The sequence below is a fragment of the Halobacillus sp. SY10 genome (genome assembly GCF_045401165.1).
GTDB lineage: Bacteria > Bacillota > Bacilli > Bacillales > Halobacillaceae > Halobacillus > Halobacillus aidingensis.
In genome coordinates, this window is sequence record NZ_CP174345.1 from 2,034,899 (window position 1) to 2,051,888 (window position 16,990).

The window sequence follows — 16,990 nt, forward strand, 5'->3', positions numbered from 1 at the left end:
ATGAACGATTTAAGAGCGAACCGCGTTGGAGAACAGATGAAAAAAGAGATGAGTGACATCATCAGTAAAAAAATCAAGGATCCACGCGTAGGGTTCGTCACCGTCACAGAAGTGAAAGTGACAGGAGATTTACAACAAGCGAAAGTTTATATTTCTGTATTGGGTGATGATAAACAGAAACATGATACCCTCGTAGGTCTTGCAAAAGCGAAAGGGTTCATCCGGTCTGAAATCGGCCAGAGAATCCGTCTTCGTAAGACACCGGAAATCATGTTTGAGTTTGATGAAGCGATCGAAAGAGGAAATCGTATTGAAACGATTCTTCGTGATTTAAACGATACGGAAGATTGACAGAAAAATCCGTGCTGGTTCAGCACGGATTTTATATAGGATAAAAAAGTTTCGAGGTGAGAGGTATATGGATGGGATTCTTCCATTATGGAAGCCAAAGGGTTTTACATCCCATGACTGTGTCAGTAAGGCCCGTGGAATGTTGAAAACGAAAAAGGTCGGTCATACAGGGACCCTTGACCCAGAAGTGGAAGGGGTATTGCCCCTTTGCGTAGGAAAGGCTACGAAAATCGTTCCTTTTTTAACGGAGACAGATAAAGTGTATGAAGCTACTGTAACACTCGGGTATGCGACAGACACCGAGGATGCAACAGGTGCGACGGTTGAAACGACCCCGGTAAATGAATTCATTTCCATAGAAAAGATCAAAAGCGTACTTGGAACTTTTAAAGGCTGGATTACTCAGACACCGCCCATGTACTCTGCTGTAAAAGTTAACGGGAAGAAGCTTTATGAATATGCCCGGGAAGGGATGGAAGTGGAGAGGCCATCAAGAGAGGTGCGCATTAAGCACATCGGACTGATTTCACCTGAACCGAAACAAGAGGGAGACACCTTTACTTTTTCGTTCCGAGTGATCTGTTCAAAAGGCACCTACGTGCGAACGCTATGTGTAGACATTGGAAAAGCCCTTGGATATGCCGCTCACATGTCCTCTTTGGTACGGACTGAGACCGCAGACATTACAAAGGAAGACTGCTATTCTTTCGATGAAATCCAGCAGGTCGTAGATAAAAGCTCTGGAGAACAATTACTCCTTCCTTTATCCAGGGGTCTCGCCCATATGGCCTCCTGGGAGGTGGATGATGAACAGATCGAAAAAATCAAACACGGTCAAGTATTTGAAAAACCTACTCATATCCATCAAGAGCAATTTACTGTGATGAACGCTGGTGAGGTCTTGGCGATTTACCAGCAGCATCCACGAAAAACCGGTCTCATAAAGCCGGTACGTGTATTTTAACGCTTTCACTTTTAGATGGACCTCTTTAGGGGACATAGCCATAGTTTTTTATCAGAGTTTGTTGGTTTTCCTTGCATTTCATCCAAAAAAAATGTACCCTTTAATATGGAACCTTCGCTTGGCGGAACGTAACTCCGACGTCCGCTCGGGGAAAGGGAATTCTAAATTTTTCCAGGAGGTGTAGCTATAATGGCTATCACACAAGAACGTAAACAAGAACTAATCAATGAGTACAAAACTCATGACAACGACACAGGTTCTCCAGAAGTACAAATCGCTGTACTAACTGAGCAGATCACTACTTTGAACGAGCACCTGCGTACACACAAGCAGGACCACCACTCTCGTCGTGGATTGCTTAAAATGGTAGGTAAGCGTCGTAACCTATTGAACTACCTTCGTAATAAGGACATTACACGTTACCGTGAGCTAATCAAGAGCCTTGGCTTGCGTCGCTAATGTATGGGGAAAAGCGGGAGTTATTCCCGCTTTTTCTGTATGTTTACATACAGAAGGGTGTAAACTGACAATAAACCCTTATAATGAAATAAGAAGAGTTATCGAGAGGAGTTAAGTTCTTTATGGCAGAAGAAAAACAAGTGTTTTCCATTGATGTTGCCGGTCGTACTTTTTCTGTAGAAATTGGCGAGTTGGCGAAACAAGCGAATGGTGCAGCACTCATTCATTACGGAGATACGACAGTCCTATCCACAGCTACCGGCAGTAAAGAGCCGAAGGACCTGCCGTTTTTCCCATTGACAGTAAATTATGAGGAGCGTCTTTACGCAGTAGGTAAAATCCCAGGAGGATTCATCAAACGTGAAGGTCGTCCAAGTGACAAGGCTGTCCTTGCTTCCCGTTTGATTGACCGTCCGATTCGTCCACTATTCCCTGATGGGTACCGTAACGATGTACAAGTGATCAGCTCCGTAATGAGTGTGGATCAGGATTGTTCTTCAGAAATGGCTGCAATGCTAGGGTCTTCCATTTCTTTAGGCGTGTCTGATATTCCTTTTGAAGGACCGATTGCAGGGGTGATCGTTGGACGAGTAGATGGTGAATTTGTCATCAATCCTACCGTTGAACAACAAGAGAAAAGCGATATTGACCTTACAGTAGCGGGTACGAAGGATGCCATCAATATGGTTGAAGCGGGTGCCAATGAGGTTTCTGAAGAGGACATGCTTGAAGCTATCATGTTTGGACATGAAGAAATTAAGCGCTTAGTTGCTTTCCAAGAAGAAATCGTTGAAGCTGTAGGTCGTGAAAAGATGGAAGTTCAATTGTTCGACCTGGATGCTGAACTGAAAGAGAAAGTAGAAGCAGAAGCAACAGAAGCTATTGTTCAGGCCATCAAAACAGAAGAAAAGAAAGCTCGTGAAGAAGCCATTGCACAAGTGAAAGCTGACGTTATCGCTTCTTATGAAGAGCAGGAAGCAGATGAAGAGACAATCAAACAAGTAGGATCCATATTAGAAGATATGGTGAAAACGGAAGTGCGCCGTCTCATTACGAAAGATAAAATTCGTCCGGATGGCCGTGGTGTCGACGTTATCCGTCCACTGACTTCCCGTGTAGGATTGCTACCACGTACACATGGTTCCGGTTTGTTTACACGTGGTCAAACCCAGGCCCTGAGTGTATGTACCCTTGGAGCTCTTGGAGATGTACAGATCCTCGATGGTCTCGATCTTGAAGAGTCCAAGCGTTTCATGCACCATTACAACTTCCCTAAATTCTCTGTCGGAGAAACAGGTCCGATCCGTGGACCTGGTCGTCGTGAAATCGGGCACGGTGCTCTTGGTGAACGTGCACTTGAGGTCGTCATTCCTTCTGAGAATGAATTTCCTTACACTATCCGACTGGTTTCTGAGGTTCTAGAATCAAACGGCTCTACTTCTCAAGCGAGTATTTGCGCAAGTACGCTTGCTATGATGGATGCTGGTGTTCCAATTAAAGCACCAGTGGCTGGTATTGCGATGGGTCTTGTGAAATCAGGCGATGATTATACCATCCTTACAGATATTCAAGGCATGGAAGATGCGCTTGGAGACATGGACTTCAAAGTTGCAGGAACTGAAACAGGAGTAACAGCCCTTCAAATGGATATCAAGATTGAAGGTCTTTCCAGAGAAATTTTGGAAGAAGCATTGGCTCAAGCGAAAAAAGGCCGCATGGAAATCCTTGGACACATGCTTGAGACGATTCCTGAAACACGCAAAGAACTTTCAGCACATGCTCCGAAGATCATGACGATGAAAATCAACCCAGACAAAATTCGTGATGTTATTGGACCGAGCGGGAAACAAATCAACCAAATCATTGATGATACTGGTGTGAAGATCGATATTGAACAGGATGGAACGGTGTTCATTTCTTCTACAGATGCAAGCATGAATGCAACAGCTCAGAAAATCATTGAGGATATCGTACGTGAAGTAGAAGTCGGCGAAATTTACGATGGTAAAGTGAAACGTATCGAGAAGTTCGGTGCTTTCGTGGAGCTATTCAAAGGAAAAGAAGGGCTTGTCCACATTTCTGAAATGGCTGAAGAGCGTATTGGAAAAGTGGAAGACATCGTATCCCTTGGTGATACAATTAAAGTGAAGGTCAAAGAAATCGATAACCAGGGAAGAATCAATCTTTCTAGAAAAGCAATCCTTCTCGATGAGAAGAAAAAGCAAGAAAACGTTGAACAATCCTAATATGGTTACGTAAAGAAGAGATACTGGCTTGCCAGTCTCTTTTTTTTATGCCTAAAATCCATTTTGAAGATCTTTTGATGCGATCGGTGCGCAGGAGGAATGGCTAATGGTAAGTAAAATTGGTCTAGAAAGGGGACATGCCCCATAGAATGGAGATAGGGGTGATGGTCCATGAGCTTCAGATTAATCGTATTATTCAGCGTCAATCTCTGTTTTTTTATAGGGTTTGGCATGGCTTTTTTGACTGCAGACCATGTCGTGACCGTCAATAAAGAAGATACCATCTACCAAAAAATCCAGGCCGAAAAAGAAGAATTTGAATGGGAAGCACAGGATGCGAAGATCGATTCTGTATGGAAAAAGACACCCGGGATTGTTGGCCGGAAAGTAGATGTCGAAGCCTCTTATAAGAAAATGCAAAAATACGGCAAGTACAAACCTGAATTGTATGTCTATAAATTGATCAAGCCTGAGGTTTCTCTGGAGGATTTACCCGCTTCTCCGATCTATAGAGGTCATCCGGATAAAGAAGCCGTTTCTTTTCTTATTAACGTCTCCTGGGGGGAAGAATACATTCCAGATATGGTGGAAATTTTAAATGAGCACCAAGTGAAAGCCACTTTTTTCATTGATGGAGCCTTTGCGAACGATTTTACACACCTCGTGCAGATGATTGAAGAAGAAGGGCATACGATCGGAAGTCATGGGTATAGACATAAGGACATGGGAAGAATGACGAAAGAACAAGCGAAAGCGAATTTAGAACAAGCGGATGAGCTTTTATTCGCCCTAACAAAGGAAAAAGTGAAGTATTTCGCTCCTCCATCTGGAAGCTTTAATACCGCTACCGTTGAAGCGGCAGATGAAATGGGCATGGAAACCATCTTGTGGACCGTGGATACGATCGATTGGAAAAAGCCAACTTCAGATGTACTGATCACAAGGGTCATGGGCAAGGTCCATAATGGTGCTACCATCCTTATGCATCCGACCGAGGTGACGGTGGAAAGCCTTCCAATACTAATTGAACGAATTAAAGATAAAGGGTATAAACTGGCTTCACTGCAAAAATTATTGAGTGAAGAGAGATAGAGAAGAAGGAGAGTAGCCCAAGTGAGAATGAAATCTCTAGCCCAAAAACAAGTGATTGATGTAGAGAATGGGGAGAAATTAGGAATTCTAGGAAAAGCGGACTTAATCATTGATCCCGATTCGGGAGTGATCAAGTCATTGGTCATTATGAATCAAGGATTCATTGGGTTTGGATCTTCAAAAAAAGCAATGACGATCGATTGGAGTCAAATTGAGACCATTGGTGAGGAAACGATCCTCTTAAAAAAACGATGAACACTGCAGCCTGTGCTGCAGTGTTTTTTGTTTATTAATCGAAATCACTAACTCCGCATTCCGGCATAGGATACAAGGAGATAAGATACTAGATAAAGGAGACATCCGGGATGCTAACAGGATATCATGTAGCAGTCATAGGGGGCGATGCCCGGCAGATCGAACTTATTCGAAGGTTGAATGAGTGGGATGCCACCGTCTATTTGGCTGGGTTCGACCAACTGAATGAAAGCTTTAGAGAAGCCATTGACCTTGACTTCGACAGCGAGCAGGTGGAAAAATTGGATGCCATCATCCTTCCTGTACCGGGGACGGATTCGGACGGAAAGATTGAAGGGATATTCTCCAACCAGCTGATCCATTTGTCAGAAGAATGGTTGAAAAGGACACCCGACCATTGCCAAGTGTTTTCTGGAATTGCCAATGATCATTTAAAAGATTTAGCAGCTAAAACCAATCGTACACTCATCCCCTTAATGGATCGGGATGATGTTGCCATTTATAATTCTATTCCTACCGTAGAAGGGACGCTCATGTTGATCATTCAACATACGGATTTTACGATTCACGGATCTAAAGTCATAGTACTCGGTCTTGGAAGGGTAGGAATGAGTCTTGCACGCACGTTTGACCACCTCGGGGCCAAAGTATCTGTTGGAGTACGTTCTTCAAAAGCAGCGGCAAGAGTTTATGAAATGGGGCTGGACACGATTGATATGAATGACATAGAGAATGCAGATATGTCATGTGACATCTTGCTGAATACCGTTCCACATCTGGTCGTAGATGCTTCGGTCATTAAACAGTTGCCCTCTCATGCGATGATTTTGGATCTCGCATCCAAACCGGGAGGAACCGATTTCCGTTATGCAGATAAACGAGGAATTAAAGCATTACTCGCACCAGGTCTGCCGGGAATCGTAGCTCCAAAAACGGCTGGGAGAATCATAGCAGATGTTGTGTCACGAATTGTTCAGGAAGGTTCACGAAAGGAGAATGAATAATGTCTAAGTTAAAAGGGAAAGTGATTGGATTCGGGTTAACTGGATCCCATTGTACGTACCATGAGGTTTTTCCTGTCATGCAGGAGCTCGTCGATCTCGGAGCCACCGTAGTCCCTGTTTTATCTTACACTGTACAAAATACGGATACCCGCTTTGGTGATGCTTCCGATCATTTAGAAAAAATAAAAGAAATCACAGGTGAAGAACCGATTTTGACGATTCCTGATGCAGAACCCCTCGGACCTAAACGTCCTTTGGACTGCATGCTGATTGCACCTCTTACGGGGAATTCGACTAGTAAATTCGCAAATGCATTGACGGACTCCCCTGTGTTGATGGCTGCTAAGGCAACCTTGAGAAACGAAAGTCCTGTTGTCGTGGCCGTTTCAACAAATGATGCTCTTGGATTGAATGGTGTGAACATTATGCGTCTTATGGCAACAAAAAATATTTACTTTGTACCTCTAGGTCAGGATCATCCTTTCAAAAAGCCCAATTCATTGGTAGCGGATATGACTTTAATCCCAGAAACGATTGAAGCAGCGCTCGAAGGAAAGCAGCGACAACCCGTTTTAATTGAAAGGTATCCGAATTAATTCTTTTTTTTCATACCAGGTGTTCTTGTAAATATGATAAAATAACAAAAATAGTGACATGTCTTACTATTCTTACAAATGATATACAAGAGAGGATGCCTAATATGAGTGAAACGAAAAAATATAATGTAGCGGTCGTCGGGGCGACTGGAGCCGTAGGACAAAAGATGTTGGAAACTTTGGAAGATCGAAAGTTTCCTGTTGAAAACTTAAAGCTTCTCTCATCAAGTCGATCAGCAGGATCGAAAATGGTGTTCAATGGTGAAGAATACACGCTTGAAGAAGCGACGCCTGAAAGCTTCAAAGGTGTGGACATTGCTTTGTTTTCTGCTGGAGGTTCTGTATCTAAGAAACTGGCTCCTGAAGCTGTTAAACACGGTGCTGTCGTCATCGATAATACGAGCGCTTTCCGTATGGCGGAAGGTGTACCTCTTGTGGTACCTGAAGTGAACGAAGCAGATATCAAGGAACATAAAGGAATCATTGCCAATCCAAACTGTTCGACCATTCAAATGGTTGCTGCTCTTGAGCCGGTCCGTAAAGCTTATGGCATGAACCGTGTCATTGTTTCAACCTACCAAGCCGTTTCCGGCGCTGGAAATGAAGCAGCTGATGAATTAAGAGAACAATCTCAATCTTTCTTGAATGGGGAAGAGCTTGAAGCCAACCTACTTCCTGTCAAAGGAGATAAAAAGCATTATCCGATCGCATTTAACGCCCTGCCTCAAATTGATGTCTTTCAGGATAATGGTTATACATTCGAGGAAATGAAAATGATCAATGAAACGAAAAAGATCATGCATGCACCTGATCTTTCTGTGGCAGCTACTTGTGTACGCCTTCCTTTCTTCACATCTCATGCGGAGAGTGTATATATTGAAGTAGAAAAAGAAGGGGTTACGGTTGAAGAAGTGAAACAGTTGATGAATGAAGCGCCTGGAATCGTTCTCGAAGACGATCCTTCTACCCAAACATACCCGACACCATTGAGTGCGGCAGAAAAGCGAGATGTTTTTGTCGGCAGAATCAGAAAAGATCTCGATGATGAAAAAGGATTCCATTTATGGGTTGTATCAGATAACTTGTTAAAAGGTGCAGCATGGAATTCCGTGCAAATTGCAGAACGCTTGGTTGCGAATAAGTGGCTGTAAACTTTTATTGAGTTGAGGTGGCCAAATGAAGCTACTTGTGCAAAAGTTCGGTGGAACGTCCGTCCGGGACCAGAAGAGTCGGTCCCGGGCCATCCACCATGTGAAAAACGGCTTGAAAGAAGGATTTAAAGTCGTTGTTACCGTTTCAGCTATGGGGAGAAAAGGAAGTCCATATGCCACAGATACACTGCTCGGGTTAATTGACTTTCCTAAAACAAATGTTTCGCCAAGAGAGCAGGATTTGATGATGTCATGCGGAGAGACGATTTCTTCGATTGTTTTTGCTCATGAGTTGAATCAGGCTGGTGTAAACGCCGTCTCGTTAACAGGAGCCCAAGCAGGGATTATGACAAATGGGGATTTTACAAAAGCTAAAATTACTCAAGTAAACCCTGGCAGGATCTTAGAAGAACTGAAGAAACATGAAGTCGTTGTCGTTGCAGGATTCCAAGGTCAAACCATTCACGGAGAAGTCACCACGATTGGCCGTGGAGGCAGTGATACTACGGCTGCTGCTTTAGGAGCGGCACTGCATTCAGATTTTATCGATATTTTCACAGATGTAGAAGGCATCATGACCGCCGATCCAAGACTGGTTCAAGAAGCGAGACCTCTGAACACCATTACCTACAATGAGATATGCAACTTGGCCTACCAAGGAGCAAAAGTCATCCATCCAAGGGCTGTAGAAATTGCTATGTATGCGAAGGTTCCCATCCGTGTACGCTCCACATACTCTGACCTTCCCGGGACGCTTGTGACGGGAACAAAAGAAGATCGAACAGGAAGAGACATATCAGAACGCACAGTAACTGGGATCGCTCATATGGATGGCCTCACGCAAATCAAAGTTCAATCGAAAGAAGACCCTTCCAAACTACAATCCGATGTATTCAAATCCATGGCTTCCGCCAATATTTCCGTAGACTTCATCAATATATCTCCTAGCGGTGTCCTTTACACCATTAACCATATCTTTACTGACAAAGCCATCCAAATTCTTGAAGAACTCGGTTATGAACCAGAAGTGAGAGAAGGCTGTGCAAAAGTTTCCACAGTCGGGGCTGGTATTACAGGCATTCCCGGGGTAACAGCACAAATCGTTCAAACATTGACTGATCGGGGAATTCAGATTCTCCAATCCGCTGATTCTCATACGACGATCTGGGTACTGGTGAAAGAAGATGATCTTATAGAAGCGGTCAACGCTCTCCATAAAACTTTCCGATTGAGCAAAGCACCTAAGAAAGGGGAAAAACTGACATGAATTTCGGAAAGGTTTTGACAGCCATGGTGACACCGTTCGATCGGCATGGTGAGATTGATTTCAATAAAACGACCGAGCTGGTGGAATATTTATTAAACAATGGATCTGACGGACTTGTCATTGCTGGAACGACGGGGGAATCTCCGACGTTGACAGCGGATGAAAAAGTAAGCTTATGGAGTCATGTCGTGAAAACAGTCGCTGGGCGTGTACCAGTCATCGCAGGAACAGGAAGCAACAGCACAGAATCCTCCATAAAATTATCCAAAAGAGCTGAAGCCACAGGTGTAGATGCCATCATGCTGGTCGCCCCATACTACAATAAACCGAATCAAGACGGTCTCTATCAACATTTCAAAACCATTGCAGGATCCGTGAAACTCCCTGTGATGATTTATAATGTTCCGGGAAGATCGGTTGTACGAATCCAACCAGAAACTATCATGGAACTTTCCAAGATCGAAAACATTGTATCTTTAAAAGAAGCGACCGGAGATCTAGAAGGAATGGCCAAAATTCGTGCATTCACTGATGAACACTTTTCCATTTACAGTGGAGATGATCATTTGACCCTTCCAGCCTACGCTGTCGGTGCAAACGGCATTATATCGGTTTCCTCGCATGTCATAGGAAATCAGATGCAAGCGATGCTCTCTCTCTTTGAAGAAGGTAAATGGAGAGAAGCAGGAGATCTCCATAGAAAGTTGTTACCAGTGTTCAATGGAATGTTCAGCGCTCCTTCCCCAGCTCCTGTAAAAGCAGCTTTGAAAATCCAGGGTCTTGAAACCGGTGGTGTAAGACTCCCATTGGTTCCCTTAACAAAAAACGAAGAAGCAGCCGTTGCAAACTGCTTGCAGCAACTTACTTAAACCAGGGTGGGTCACCCTGGTTTTTGTATTGGCTTATTAAAGATAAGCTTCCTTTTATTGAAGACGCAGTTTCGAGATTTTTGTTGAGTGGATGGGGGCTACGGGGAATAGCTCGCTTTCCGCGGGAGCGCGGTGAGCCTCCTCGGACTGCGTCCTGTGGGGTCTCACTATGCACTTTTTTCCCGCAGGAGTCTCGCCATTCCCCTCCGCCCCTTTACCATATAACTATCTCGAAACCACTTTCGGAATAAGCTGCTTTTATACAAATGGTAATTGGAGGATAATGAACTCCGAAATGCGCTATTCTGCATGCGCAAAGCATGTTATAGAGCACTTTATGCTTATAACACAGGATAGTTGAAGGCACACTCCCATAGTGAAGGTGTTCGTTTCTCTTCTCCATCGAATGGGGTGGTTGGGAAGCTGCGAGACTCCCGTGGGAGAAGGAGATAGGCGAGATCCCTTTAGTGCGGCAGCCCGCCCGAGGAAGCCCGGCGCTCCCCCACAGGAAAGCGAGTAGCTTCCCGACCACCCCTGACACTCAGCGCGTAGAACGAACCCAGAAACATCTCGAAACTGAGCATATACTTTAAAACAAATTTAATGAGGGAATTGTGAAGAATGTAAACATGAGCGTCATGTTTTAGTATGTTTCACATGGTTTGAGTCATACTACGGGAAAAGAGCGAAAGGAGATCGATCCATGAAAGACGATTCCAAAGAAAAAGATCAATCCAAATCGCAATCCTCTCTGGTTGACAAAATTCAGCAACTGGGACAAAGCAGTGTACCTCAGCCGGCTGATTCCAATATCCATGTGCTGCCAATCATCGGGCAGGTGGAAGGGCATGTTCAGTTGCCATCACAAAATAAGACAACGAAGTATGAGCATTTGATCCCTCAATTGATTGCGATTGAACAGAATCCTAAAATTGAAGGCTTGGTCGTTCTATTAAATACAGTTGGAGGAGATGTGGAAGCTGGTCTTGCCATCTCTGAAATGATTTCTTCCCTATCCAAACCAACCGTATCCATCGTGTTAGGAGGGGGACATTCCATCGGCGTTCCGATCGCTGTCTCTGCAGACTATTCGTTTATCGTCGAAACCGCGACGATGACGATTCACCCGATCCGAATGACCGGTCTTGTCATCGGTGTCCCTCAAACGTTTGAGTACATGGATAAAATGCAGGACCGTGTCATCAGCTTTGTAACAAGGCATTCCAATGTTGCAGAAGAAAAATTCAAGGAGCTCATGTTTGATAAGGGGAATTTAACTCGTGATATTGGTACAAATGTGGTCGGTCAGCAGGCGGTGGATCATGGTCTTATTGATGCTGTAGGCGGAGTAAAAGAAGCGATGTCTAAATTGAATGAACTTATTGAGCAGACAAAAGGTTCTGATCAGCAGGTGGTTCAATGACCATACTATACACTCCTTTAAGTGAACATGACATTTTTCCAATGGAAGAAGAAATGTCTGTCGTGTATCATGAGCATAACAATTGTCCGTTAATGTGTCGCAAATCAGAAGATGGTAAAAAACAGATCATGCAAGTCCTATCGACAGACCCATCCCATTACATGGATCCAGATCTTCAACCAGGACAATGGTTGGACTCGTAACATTGTAGATGGCTATGGTATAATAGAATAAATGAGTGACTGGATGCCGGTGCTGTATTTCTTCATGAATATTGAAGGAACCATCGGCATTTTTCTCGTTAAGTTTTACATATAGGGGAGGAAAGACCATGGCTAGGAAAAGAAAAAAGAAGAAAAAGCAATCGAATATGAAAAGCCATTTGAAATTTGAACTCTTAGGGCTGTTCTTCCTCTTCATTGCTGTCATTGGGAGCGGGGCTTCTGCTATTAGTGATGGAGCGGTTCCAGGAGGTTTGGAGAGGTTCTGGCAGTTCTTATTTGGTGTTTGGTACTTTATCGCCTCCCTGTTCTTTTTAATTGTTGGTGTGTATTTGATGGTAAAAAGAAAATGGCCTACTTTTTTACATAAACGTCTGTTGGGCGTGTACACCATAGTTACGGCTTTACTTTTGTTCACACACCTTGAAACACTTTCTGCTGAGCTCGGGACTGGCGAAGGTTCTATTTTTGCCATGACTTGGGACAGAATCACAGGAATGATGAGAGGAGAACTTCCGTTTTACAGCATTGGCGGAGGTTTAACGGGTGCCATCCTTCTTTCCATCAGCTATTACCTTTTTGCAAAAGCTGGAGCAGCTATTTTATCTTTTTTCCTATTTATTATCGGTGTTATCTTCGTCAGTGAGAAATCAATAGGTGAGCTCTTTGCTAAGCTTGGGCGTAAAGTGAAAGAGATGAGCACAGAGCAAGTGCAAAAGATGAAGGATCAGAAAGAGCAAAAAGCAGAGAAGAAAAAGCAGGCATTGGAAGAGCAGGAAGAAGATACAGTGGTTTATGAATTGAATGATACGTCTAATGATCAGGAAGAAGAGCAGGACCAAGAGCCGATCATACAAGACTTTACAGATACCGCTTATGCTTCTGGGAACACGAATAAGCCGGCAGAAGGTGGCACGGAAGAACAGCAGGATGTCGACGAGGTAAATATTGAAAAGTCGATGCCAACAGCTGAACTTGAAAATATGGATTACCAGTTACCGAGCCTGGAATTGTTGGATGAACCTACATCAACCCCGCAAAGTCAGGGGCGTTCTCACATTCAGGCAACCGTTAGGAAGCTTGAAAAGACTTTCCAAAGTTTTGGTGTGAAAGCAAAAGTGACTAAAGTCCATGTTGGTCCGTCGGTAACGAAGTATGAAGTGTACCCTGACGTAGGGGTGAAGGTTAGCAAAATCGTAAACTTGAATGATGATCTTGCCTTAGCCTTAGCGGCAAAAGATATCCGGATTGAAGCCCCGATACCAGGCAAATCAGCGGTCGGAATCGAAGTACCAAACCAAGAAGTCTCTATGGTTTCTTTACGTGAAGTATTAGAAACGGGCAAATCAAAACCGGAAGCCAAGTTAAGCTTTGCTTTAGGAAGAGACATCTCAGGTGAGGCAGTCATGTCAGAATTGAATAAAATGCCTCACTTGCTTGTCGCAGGTGCTACCGGAAGTGGTAAAAGTGTTTGTATTAACGGGATCATTACGAGTATTTTGATGAGAGCAAAGCCCCATGAAGTGAAAATGATGATGATCGATCCGAAAAAGGTTGAATTGAATGTCTATAATGGAATTCCACATCTTTTAGCTCCGGTTGTCACAGATCCTAAGAAAGCTTCACGTGCATTGAAGAAAGTAGTATCCGAAATGGAACGAAGATACGACCTCTTTTCAGATACAGGAACAAGAAATATCGAAAGCTACAATGAATATATTAAAAAACATAATCAGGAAAATGAAGACGCACAGCCTCAGCTTCCTTACATCGTTGTCCTTGTAGATGAACTTGCAGACTTAATGATGGTTGCTTCAAACGAAGTGGAAGATGCCATTACCCGTCTTGCGCAAATGGCCCGCGCAGCCGGCATCCACTTAATTATCGCCACCCAGCGTCCTTCTGTGGATGTCATCACAGGTGTGATCAAGGCAAACATTCCTTCAAGAATTGCTTTCAGTGTATCTTCTCAGACCGATTCGAGAACGATCTTGGACTCTGGAGGAGCAGAAAAGCTCCTTGGAAGAGGGGACATGCTGTTTACGCCAGTCGGATCCAACAAGCCGACAAGGGTGCAAGGCGCTTTCTTATCCGATGAGGAAGTGGAAAGGATCGTCAACTTCTGTGTAGAGCAGCAAAAAGCGCAGTACCAAGAAGAGATGATTCCTGAAGAGGAAAGCGAAGTGAAGCAGGAAGTGGATGATGATCTTTATCCTGAAGCAGTCCAAATGGTCATCGAAATGCAAAGTGCCAGTGTTTCTATGATTCAAAGACGTTTTCGCGTCGGTTATACGAGAGCAGCCCGCTTGATCGATGCCATGGAAGACAACGGCATCGTCGGACCTTATGAAGGTAGTAAACCACGTGCTGTCCTTGTTTCACAGCAAGCTGAAGAACAACATACTTCATAAATTCAAAAAGGATCCAACCTAACTAGGTGGATCCTTTTTTCTGATTGGGCATGATTAAGCTTTCATATTTACTTATTAAACTAAATGGCAGGATTGTGGAAGACTTGATTTCGAGACTTTTGTGGGAGTTGACGGGCTCCGGGAAAAGGTTCGCCCCTTTACCATATGAGGTTCTCGAGATCGCTCTTAAAGTCCCTGCCTAGTTCTGTTGTAAAATCCTCCTTAACCCGCGTCGATATTGGGTTCTTAACCATAAATGCTCCTATTACTGGAAGGTAGTTTCGAGAATCTCTTCCGGCAAGTGGGCTGCGGGGAATGGCGCTCCCGCGGAAAGCGAGCTATTCCCCGCAGCCCCCATCCACTTCATCAAAAGTCTCGAAACTGAGTCTTCCGCAAACGGGAGCTTTTCTGAAATAAATTTAGAAATTTTGCATGGATGGAGTGCTTATCGAAATCTATCAAACGTTTCCATGGAAATGAGTCAAAATTCATAAAAATGTCCTAATTCTATTTATTTATTTATCGAATAGTGTTATATTATTGTCAAAATGTGATGTGTCGAACGTCAGAGGTCAGATCTCTAGACAGATAGTTCAATAGACTTGGGGTGAAAGTGATGTCCATCAGACAAGATACTCGACATCTTTATTTACAGGTGATCGAGCAGATTAAACGCGATATTGAAAACGGTATCTTTTTAGAAAAGCAAAAACTACCATCCGAATTCCAGCTTTCCAAATCCCTTGGGGTTTCAAGAGCGACGCTTAGGGAAGCATTGAGAATACTAGAAGAAGAAGGTGTGGTTACCCGAAGGCATGGAGTGGGTACTTTTGTTAATCCAAAACCCTTGTTCACATCAGGGATCGAGGAATTAGACAGTGTCACAGGGATGATTGCGAAATCAGGAATGACCCCTGGGTCTCAGTATCTATCTGCGGAGCTTATCGAACCTACAGAAGAAGATCGAAAACGATTCTCTCCACTGGAGGTACATAGCATTGCAAAGGTTGAACGTGTACGAACAGCCGACGACCAGCCAGTGGTTTATTGTACAGATAAAATCCCAGAAGGCTTACTCCCGATCGATCAGATTAGAGAAGCGGATTCTTTATTTAATGTTTTAGAACGATATACAGGGAAAACGATTGGCTATGCGGTAACTCATATTGAACCGATCGGATTTCATGAGAGAATTTCTCCGATTTTGAATTGTGAACCTGACCAGGCTCTCTTACTTTTGAGACAAATGCATTACTCTCAGGATGATGTTCCGATGCTGCTTTCCTCCAATTACTTCCGGGCTGACAAGTTCAGCTTCCATGTCTTAAGAAAAAGAGTGTAAGGGCTTACAAAAGTGTGTCAGATTCATTTTAGGGAGGTGAGGCTGGTTATAGATACTTGAAATCTGCTGGATTTTGATTATCGTCATACTAAAAAATTAGGGGGTAATTTTTTTGTTTAAAAGTCGTTTTCTTATGGTTCTAGTATTTCTATTAACTTTTGGTGTGTTTTTAGCTGCTTGTGGTTCTTCTGGAGGAGAGGAAGAAACGAGTGGAAGCAGCAGTGATGATTCTGGCAGTGAGGAATCTTCCGGAGAAGAAAACAGCGATTTCTCTGTAGCTATGGTTACCGATGTGGGCGGGGTTGATGATAAGTCATTCAACCAATCCGCATGGGAAGGCTTACAGGCTTTTGGTGAAGAAAATGGAATGAGCAAAGGTGAGGGAATCGATTACGCTCAATCTGAGAGTGATGCAGATTACGCAACAAACCTGAACCGTCTTGTACGTCAGGACTATAATTTGATTTATGGGATCGGGTACCTTCTTCAACCGGCCATCGCAGAAGTTGCTGAGCAATATCCGGATACGAACTTCGCCCTTGTTGACGCTGTTCAAGAAGGAGATAACGTAGTAAGCATCATGTTTAAAGAGCACCAAGGTTCTTTCCTTGCAGGTGTAGCTGCTGCAAACAAGACGAACACGGATAAAATCGGTTTCATCGGTGGTGTTGATGGAAGCTTGATCAACAAGTTCGAAGCAGGATTCGTCGCTGGTGTTAAATCTGTGAACCCTGAAATCGAAGTAGAAGTAGAGTATGCAGAAAGCTTCAACGATTCTCAAAAGGGACAAGCGATTGCATCCAACATGTATTCCAAAGATATCGATGTCATTTACCATGCTTCTGGTGGTACAGGTAACGGTGTATTCGCTCAGGCGAAAGACATCAAGAACAGTAATCCTGATGAAGAGGTATGGGTCATTGGTGTCGACCGTGACCAACACGAAGAAGGTCAAATCGGTGACTCCAACGTCACACTTACTTCCATGGTTAAACGTGTAGACATAGCTGTTCAAGAAGTAGCAAACCAAGCGATGGACGGAGAGTTCCCTGGTGGGGAAGTCCTTGAGTTTGGACTTGCTGATGATGCGATCAGCATTGCTCGCACAAACGAGGAAGCGATGACAGAAGAAATCGTTTCTGCTGTTGAAGAGTGGAAAGAGAAAATCGTCAACGGCGAAGTGGAAGTGCCAAGCACACGTGAAGATCTACAAACATTCTTAGATTCCATGTAACAACTGTCAGAAAGGGCTGGTGAGAGCCGGCCTTTTCTTCTGTAAAAGAAAATCATCAAATGAAAAGATTGTTCCGGCCCTTTTCCTTTGGTGATTTTTTAAGGT

The 16,990-nt window shown here is 43.7% G+C and carries 16 protein-coding genes; all 16 read left to right on the forward strand.

The window, feature by feature from the left end; genetic code table 11:
- The 16 genes from rbfA (at window position 1) to ACJA3J_RS10480 (ending at window position 16,885) form a co-directional block, all read left to right on the forward strand.
- Window positions 1-351 (forward strand): 30S ribosome-binding factor RbfA, encoded by a 351-nt coding sequence (gene rbfA, locus ACJA3J_RS10405; protein WP_089652372.1) that lies wholly within the window; start codon window positions 1-3, stop codon window positions 349-351.
- Window positions 352-418: 67 nt separating this feature from the next.
- Window positions 419-1,315 carry a tRNA pseudouridine(55) synthase TruB gene (truB, locus tag ACJA3J_RS10410; protein ID WP_406946202.1) on the forward strand — a complete coding sequence of 299 codons (897 nt, stop codon included), beginning with the start codon at window positions 419-421 and terminating at the stop codon, window positions 1,313-1,315.
- Between the two features lie 189 nt (window positions 1,316-1,504).
- Complete coding sequence (gene rpsO / locus ACJA3J_RS10415; RefSeq protein WP_089652370.1) at window positions 1,505-1,774, forward strand: 30S ribosomal protein S15; 270 nt, start codon at window positions 1,505-1,507, stop codon at window positions 1,772-1,774.
- 122 nt (window positions 1,775-1,896) lie between these two features.
- Window positions 1,897-4,020, forward strand: a complete 2,124-nt coding sequence (pnp, locus tag ACJA3J_RS10420) for a polyribonucleotide nucleotidyltransferase (protein WP_089652369.1) — start codon at window positions 1,897-1,899, stop codon at window positions 4,018-4,020.
- A 171-nt stretch (window positions 4,021-4,191) separates the two neighbouring features.
- Window positions 4,192-5,112: a polysaccharide deacetylase family protein gene (locus ACJA3J_RS10425; RefSeq protein WP_089652368.1), complete on the forward strand. Its 921-nt coding sequence runs from the start codon at window positions 4,192-4,194 to the stop codon at window positions 5,110-5,112.
- A gap of 27 nt (window positions 5,113-5,139) precedes the next feature.
- Window positions 5,140-5,367 carry a YlmC/YmxH family sporulation protein gene (locus ACJA3J_RS10430; protein WP_244157172.1) on the forward strand — a complete coding sequence of 76 codons (228 nt, stop codon included), beginning with the start codon at window positions 5,140-5,142 and terminating at the stop codon, window positions 5,365-5,367.
- A gap of 110 nt (window positions 5,368-5,477) precedes the next feature.
- Window positions 5,478-6,371, forward strand: coding sequence for a dipicolinic acid synthetase subunit A (gene dpaA / locus ACJA3J_RS10435; protein WP_089652366.1), 894 nt, complete (start codon window positions 5,478-5,480; stop codon window positions 6,369-6,371).
- Window positions 6,371-6,967 (forward strand): dipicolinate synthase subunit B, encoded by a 597-nt coding sequence (locus tag ACJA3J_RS10440; RefSeq protein ID WP_089652365.1) that lies wholly within the window; start codon window positions 6,371-6,373, stop codon window positions 6,965-6,967. Before dpaA ends, ACJA3J_RS10440 begins: the two co-directional genes overlap by 1 nt.
- A gap of 104 nt (window positions 6,968-7,071) precedes the next feature.
- On the forward strand, window positions 7,072-8,118 hold the full coding sequence (gene asd, locus ACJA3J_RS10445) for an aspartate-semialdehyde dehydrogenase (protein WP_089652364.1): 1,047 nt from the start codon (window positions 7,072-7,074) through the stop codon (window positions 8,116-8,118).
- A gap of 25 nt (window positions 8,119-8,143) precedes the next feature.
- Window positions 8,144-9,385 carry an aspartate kinase gene (gene dapG, locus ACJA3J_RS10450; protein WP_406946203.1) on the forward strand — a complete coding sequence of 414 codons (1,242 nt, stop codon included), beginning with the start codon at window positions 8,144-8,146 and terminating at the stop codon, window positions 9,383-9,385.
- Window positions 9,382-10,254 (forward strand): 4-hydroxy-tetrahydrodipicolinate synthase, encoded by an 873-nt coding sequence (dapA, locus tag ACJA3J_RS10455; protein WP_089652362.1) that lies wholly within the window; start codon window positions 9,382-9,384, stop codon window positions 10,252-10,254. Before dapG ends, dapA begins: the two co-directional genes overlap by 4 nt.
- A 703-nt stretch (window positions 10,255-10,957) precedes the next feature.
- Window positions 10,958-11,677 (forward strand): ClpP family protease, encoded by a 720-nt coding sequence (locus ACJA3J_RS10460; RefSeq protein WP_089652361.1) that lies wholly within the window; start codon window positions 10,958-10,960, stop codon window positions 11,675-11,677.
- Window positions 11,674-11,880, forward strand: a complete 207-nt coding sequence (locus ACJA3J_RS10465) for a YlzJ-like family protein (RefSeq protein WP_089652360.1) — start codon at window positions 11,674-11,676, stop codon at window positions 11,878-11,880. Before ACJA3J_RS10460 ends, ACJA3J_RS10465 begins: the two co-directional genes overlap by 4 nt.
- A 128-nt stretch (window positions 11,881-12,008) precedes the next feature.
- Window positions 12,009-14,309 carry a DNA translocase FtsK gene (locus ACJA3J_RS10470; RefSeq protein WP_406946204.1) on the forward strand — a complete coding sequence of 767 codons (2,301 nt, stop codon included), beginning with the start codon at window positions 12,009-12,011 and terminating at the stop codon, window positions 14,307-14,309.
- Window positions 14,310-14,925: 616 nt separating this feature from the next.
- Window positions 14,926-15,651 carry a GntR family transcriptional regulator gene (locus tag ACJA3J_RS10475; RefSeq protein WP_089652357.1) on the forward strand — a complete coding sequence of 242 codons (726 nt, stop codon included), beginning with the start codon at window positions 14,926-14,928 and terminating at the stop codon, window positions 15,649-15,651.
- Window positions 15,652-15,763: 112 nt separating this feature from the next.
- Window positions 15,764-16,885: a BMP family protein gene (locus ACJA3J_RS10480; protein WP_279615125.1), complete on the forward strand. Its 1,122-nt coding sequence runs from the start codon at window positions 15,764-15,766 to the stop codon at window positions 16,883-16,885.
- Window positions 16,886-16,990 lie beyond the last annotated feature (105 nt).

What these genes read in the sequence shown, in the direction of transcription:
- ACJA3J_RS10470 (WP_406946204.1), top strand. Translation starts at nt 12,009, where the DNA reads ATGGCTAGGAAAAGAAAAAAGAAGAAAAAGCAATCGAATATGAAAAGC.
- dapA (WP_089652362.1), top strand. Translation starts at nt 9,382, where the DNA reads ATGAATTTCGGAAAGGTTTTGACAGCCATGGTGACACCGTTCGATCGG.
- ACJA3J_RS10465 (WP_089652360.1), top strand. Translation starts at nt 11,674, where the DNA reads ATGACCATACTATACACTCCTTTAAGTGAACATGACATTTTTCCAATG.
- ACJA3J_RS10440 (WP_089652365.1), top strand. Translation starts at nt 6,371, where the DNA reads ATGTCTAAGTTAAAAGGGAAAGTGATTGGATTCGGGTTAACTGGATCC.
- dapG (WP_406946203.1), top strand. Translation starts at nt 8,144, where the DNA reads ATGAAGCTACTTGTGCAAAAGTTCGGTGGAACGTCCGTCCGGGACCAG.
- rpsO (WP_089652370.1), top strand. Translation starts at nt 1,505, where the DNA reads ATGGCTATCACACAAGAACGTAAACAAGAACTAATCAATGAGTACAAA.
- truB (WP_406946202.1), top strand. Translation starts at nt 419, where the DNA reads ATGGATGGGATTCTTCCATTATGGAAGCCAAAGGGTTTTACATCCCAT.
- asd (WP_089652364.1), top strand. Translation starts at nt 7,072, where the DNA reads ATGAGTGAAACGAAAAAATATAATGTAGCGGTCGTCGGGGCGACTGGA.
- ACJA3J_RS10425 (WP_089652368.1), top strand. Translation starts at nt 4,192, where the DNA reads ATGAGCTTCAGATTAATCGTATTATTCAGCGTCAATCTCTGTTTTTTT.
- ACJA3J_RS10475 (WP_089652357.1), top strand. Translation starts at nt 14,926, where the DNA reads ATGTCCATCAGACAAGATACTCGACATCTTTATTTACAGGTGATCGAG.
- ACJA3J_RS10460 (WP_089652361.1), top strand. Translation starts at nt 10,958, where the DNA reads ATGAAAGACGATTCCAAAGAAAAAGATCAATCCAAATCGCAATCCTCT.
- pnp (WP_089652369.1), top strand. Translation starts at nt 1,897, where the DNA reads ATGGCAGAAGAAAAACAAGTGTTTTCCATTGATGTTGCCGGTCGTACT.
- dpaA (WP_089652366.1), top strand. Translation starts at nt 5,478, where the DNA reads ATGCTAACAGGATATCATGTAGCAGTCATAGGGGGCGATGCCCGGCAG.
- ACJA3J_RS10430 (WP_244157172.1), top strand. Translation starts at nt 5,140, where the DNA reads ATGAAATCTCTAGCCCAAAAACAAGTGATTGATGTAGAGAATGGGGAG.
- rbfA (WP_089652372.1), top strand. Translation starts at nt 1, where the DNA reads ATGAACGATTTAAGAGCGAACCGCGTTGGAGAACAGATGAAAAAAGAG.